The following is a 3,725-nucleotide window of genomic DNA, read 5'->3' as shown; positions in this document are numbered from 1 at the left end:
GGATGGGCAGGCTGGCCGGGAGGCGATCCTCGCCAACGCCGACCAGATCGCGCGGTCGACACACCTGCCCGTGTCGGCGGATCTCGAGAATTGTTTCGCGGACGATCCGGCGGGTTGCGCCGAGACGATCCGCGCCGCCATCGACATCGGCCTCGCGGGCGGCTCCATCGAGGACGCTACCGGCAACCCGGACGATCCGATCTACCCGTTCGATCTTGCCGTCGAGCGTGTGCGGGCCGCAGCCGAGGAGGCTCGCGGCAGCGGTTTCGTGCTCACCGCGCGTGCGGAAAACTTCCTGCTTGGGCGCCCGGATCTCGACGATACGATAGCGCGGCTGCGGGCCTTTGCCGATGCCGGAGCGGACGTGCTCTATGCACCAGGCCTGCCGGACCTTCGCTCCATACGCGCGGTTTGCGAGGCTGTGAGTAAGCCCGTGAACGTACTGATGGGATTGAGCGCACCGTCCATCTCGGCCTCGGACCTCGCCAGCATCGGCGTTGCTCGCATCAGCTTGGGCAGCGCGCTAGCACGCACCGCCGACGCGGCGATGCTTCATGCGGCATCCCAGATCCGGGAGCAGGGCGTTTTCGCCTACGAGCGTGGATGATATCCGCGGACAAACGTCATCGGGCGGCACGACAAGTGCCGCCCGGCAGGCCGGTGCATCGGAAGCGCTGCGCTTCGTCTATTGAGACTTGCGCGGGTCGTCCGCTGGGTTCACGTATGCGATGCTCCAGGGGCCTCGCGTGCTCAACTGCACGACGGTCTCCTGCCCGACTTGCGCGAAATGCTGCATGTTCGGCGGCATGGCGATGACGCCGCCCGCCTTGATGGCTTTCATCTTTCCAGCATCGAATTTCGGGCCCATGCCGAGATTGAATTCGCCGCTGACGACGGTGACTATTTCATCGACCGAATGGGTATGCGGCGGGATCTTGTAGTTCGCCGGGAATTTCAGGCGCATCACGAAGATGCCGTCCTTCGTCGGGTCACCGTAGAGAACCGACATCTGCGATCCCTTCGGCAAGGAAGGAGGGCCGTCCTTCCAGGTGATGTCGCCTGGATTGACCATGGCGTTCTGGTGCGGCTGTTGGGCGAAGGCGGGTGCGAGGGCAAACAGAAGAGTTGCGCCGCAGGCTGCGGCTTGGAGCTTGGACGACTGCATCACGACCTCCCGAGTGGGTGATGTGGCGGACGCAAACGCGGGCGGTCAGACAATGCGTCTGCCGCGCAATCGAGGCTCCGCCTTCCTGGGCCTGATGTCAAGAAATCGGTGCGGAGCAAGGATTACACCGTGAGATCGAGATCCATCTCAAACTGGCCGATGGGCGTGCGCGTGAAACCCATGCGGGCGATGAAACCCGGCACGAGCTCCTCCGGGAAGTTGGCGGAGATCACCAGATCCTGCCCCGGATGGGCTGCCGCCAGCGATGCGATCATCCGCCGTCCCAGGCCGCGCCCGCGCGCTTGGCGGGCCACCACGAGGGTGCGCAGGCTCAACAGGTTGGGCTGGGGCGTCGGCTCGACGATGGCGAAGGCTTCATTGCCAAGCGAGAAGCCGCGCGCCGGGGCGGCGCAGGCTGCAAGCGTCTCGGGCGCATTGAACCAGGGCAGGTCGGGCGCGCCTTCCGCTGCCACCACGCGGGCGACGATCAGAGGATCGACCTCGACGAGATCGGCCACGTCTGCCGGGTTTACGGAGCCTGCCGGGCGGCGATAGCCGACGAGGTTGCGCCGGGTCTTGAAGCCGACGCTTTCGTAAAGCCGGATAGCGGGCTCGTTCGAGTCGATGACCTCCAGCATGAGGCGGCGGTCGCCGAGCCCCCGCAGGTCGTCCATCACGGAACTTAAGGCCGCGCGCCCGAGGCCCTTGGCCCGGAAATCACTGACGATGCCCATGGCCCCGATCCGCGCTGTCCAGCCCCGGCGCACCACGAGAACGAGCGCCACGGCGCGCTCGCCTTCCATGAACACGCGGCTCGCCTGAAGATCGAGATTCTCGCGCCGGAAGCGGGCATTGAATGCCTCGCCCGTGACCGATTGGGGAATCACATAGCCCTCGAAGCACGCGGTCATGATCTCGGCAAGCGCATCCGTATTGAAGGCGAGGGCGGGGCGGCTGGTCACGCCGGCGGGAAGGGACATCGTGCGGTTCTCGGTAAGGGCAAATGCCATGGCGGGAGCGGTTGAATGTTTCAATATCACAGGCCCGCGCGGCGAGGAACCGGGCCTAGACGTCGGCGCTTATGGAGTCGGAGCCTTGGCGCTGCTCCCATGGCAACAGCATACCAGCTCCACGTTCTCGACATTTGCGACGCGACAGCGGGTTGCGTTATTACACATCATGACCTTCCGTGATTTCCTCCTGATGTTCTTCGTCTGCTTCGTCTGGGCCGCGCATACGGTCGTCAGCAAGCTCGTCGTTTCAGGCATGGAGATCCCGCCGCTGTTCTACGCGGCGATCCGCTTCGGCATCGTGGGCCTTGCGACCCTGCCGTGGCTGCTGCCTGCACCGAGGCCCACATGGCGGATACTGGTAGTCGCGTTTCTCATGGGCGGCGGCGGCTTTGCCCTGTTCTTCCTCGGCATCAAGACCGCGAGCCCTTCCAGTGCTGCGGTTGTGGGCCAGCTCGGGCTGCCGATCACGACGCTGCTTTCCGTCGCCATGCTCGGTGAGAAAATCCACTGGAGGCGAGGGCTCGGCATCGCGCTTACCTTCATTGGCGGCATGCTCGTCATGTGGGATCCGTCGAGCGGGTTTCCCCTGTCGGGCGGCCTCATTCTGATTTTGCTGGGGGCTGCCGCCGGCTCTCTCGCCGCCGTGATGATGAAGCAGATCAAGGGCGTCCAGCCCCTGCAGTTCCAGGCCTGGATCGGGCTGGCCTCCGTGGTGCCTCTCGTTCTCCTGACGACGGGTCTCGAGACCGGCCAGGTTACGCGGTCCATGGAGGCCGGATGGCCGTTCGTGGCGGCTCTGCTGTTTTCCGCCCTTGTCGTGTCCCTGGGCGCTCACACGGCCTATTACAGCCTCATCGGCAGGTACCCGGCCAACCTGATCGCCCCTCTGTTGATCATGGTCCCGCTGCTGACGGTGGCGATGGGCCTCGTTGTGACAGACGATCACTTCGACACAAGGATGGCGCTCGGGACGGGGCTTGCCCTGTGCGGCGTGCTGATCATCGCGCTCAGACGCAATCACGTCATGCCGCTCGCCACCGTGCTGTGGGGACGCTTTCGCTGAAGGGCCCGGTCCTAAAAGAACATGCGGGCGTAGCCTCGCGGCCGATGCGGCCCGAGGGTGGGAAATCGAGGGGGCGCGAGGAGCGGTCCGGCTCGATGGTGGAGTGAGGGAAGAGCCAGACGGCCCCTCGCGCACGGCTTTTTTAGGCGGACAGACGCGACCGGCCCATGGACTGCCCGAGGCGGACACCGTCTGAAGTTACGGGCGGCCTTGGACCAGAACTGAGCCCAGCCTCTCGCCTGGGCCTCCCGTCGCACGAGGCTGCGTCACCTCCAGCACGTCACCGTTCCCAACCCCACACTCACGACGCCTCGCGAGCGCTCCCCAAGGTGGGCCGGGACAACCCAGCTAGAGCCAAGGTTAGGACCAAAGTCAAGCACACAGCAAGAACATATCAATAAGCCGATGCTTCTCCCGGCAACTGCCATCCTTTCAAGAAGCGTCGCGCTTCCCGCGTTCTCCCGAAATCCGGCTTTGACCTGAC

Annotated in this window: 4 protein-coding genes; 2 read left to right on the top strand and 2 right to left on the bottom strand. The window is 64.9% G+C overall.

The window, feature by feature from the left end; genetic code table 11:
* Window positions 1-607: isocitrate lyase/PEP mutase family protein (locus ACXJKO_RS30555; RefSeq protein ID WP_457094774.1), on the top strand; the 607-nt coding region annotated here is incomplete at its 5' end.
* A gap of 78 nt (window positions 608-685) precedes the next feature.
* Here ACXJKO_RS30555 and ACXJKO_RS30550 read toward each other — a convergent pair.
* Together ACXJKO_RS30550 and ACXJKO_RS30545 are read right to left on the bottom strand one after the other, a co-directional pair.
* On the bottom strand, window positions 686-1,165 hold the full coding sequence (locus ACXJKO_RS30550) for a cupin domain-containing protein (RefSeq protein ID WP_457094773.1): 480 nt from the start codon (window positions 1,163-1,165) through the stop codon (window positions 686-688).
* 122 nt (window positions 1,166-1,287) lie between these two features.
* Window positions 1,288-2,175: a GNAT family N-acetyltransferase gene (locus tag ACXJKO_RS30545; RefSeq protein ID WP_457094772.1), complete on the bottom strand. Its 888-nt coding sequence runs from the start codon at window positions 2,173-2,175 to the stop codon at window positions 1,288-1,290.
* A gap of 169 nt (window positions 2,176-2,344) precedes the next feature.
* Between ACXJKO_RS30545 and ACXJKO_RS30540 the strand changes: the two genes are divergently transcribed.
* Window positions 2,345-3,241 carry a DMT family transporter gene (locus tag ACXJKO_RS30540; RefSeq protein WP_457094771.1) on the top strand — a complete coding sequence of 299 codons (897 nt, stop codon included), beginning with the start codon at window positions 2,345-2,347 and terminating at the stop codon, window positions 3,239-3,241.
* Window positions 3,242-3,725: the final 484 nt, after the last annotated feature.

This window comes from Microvirga sp. P5_D2, assembly GCF_054049475.1.
Note: the sequence above shows the minus strand (reverse complement) of the source record. Positions and strands in the feature narration are given on the sequence as shown.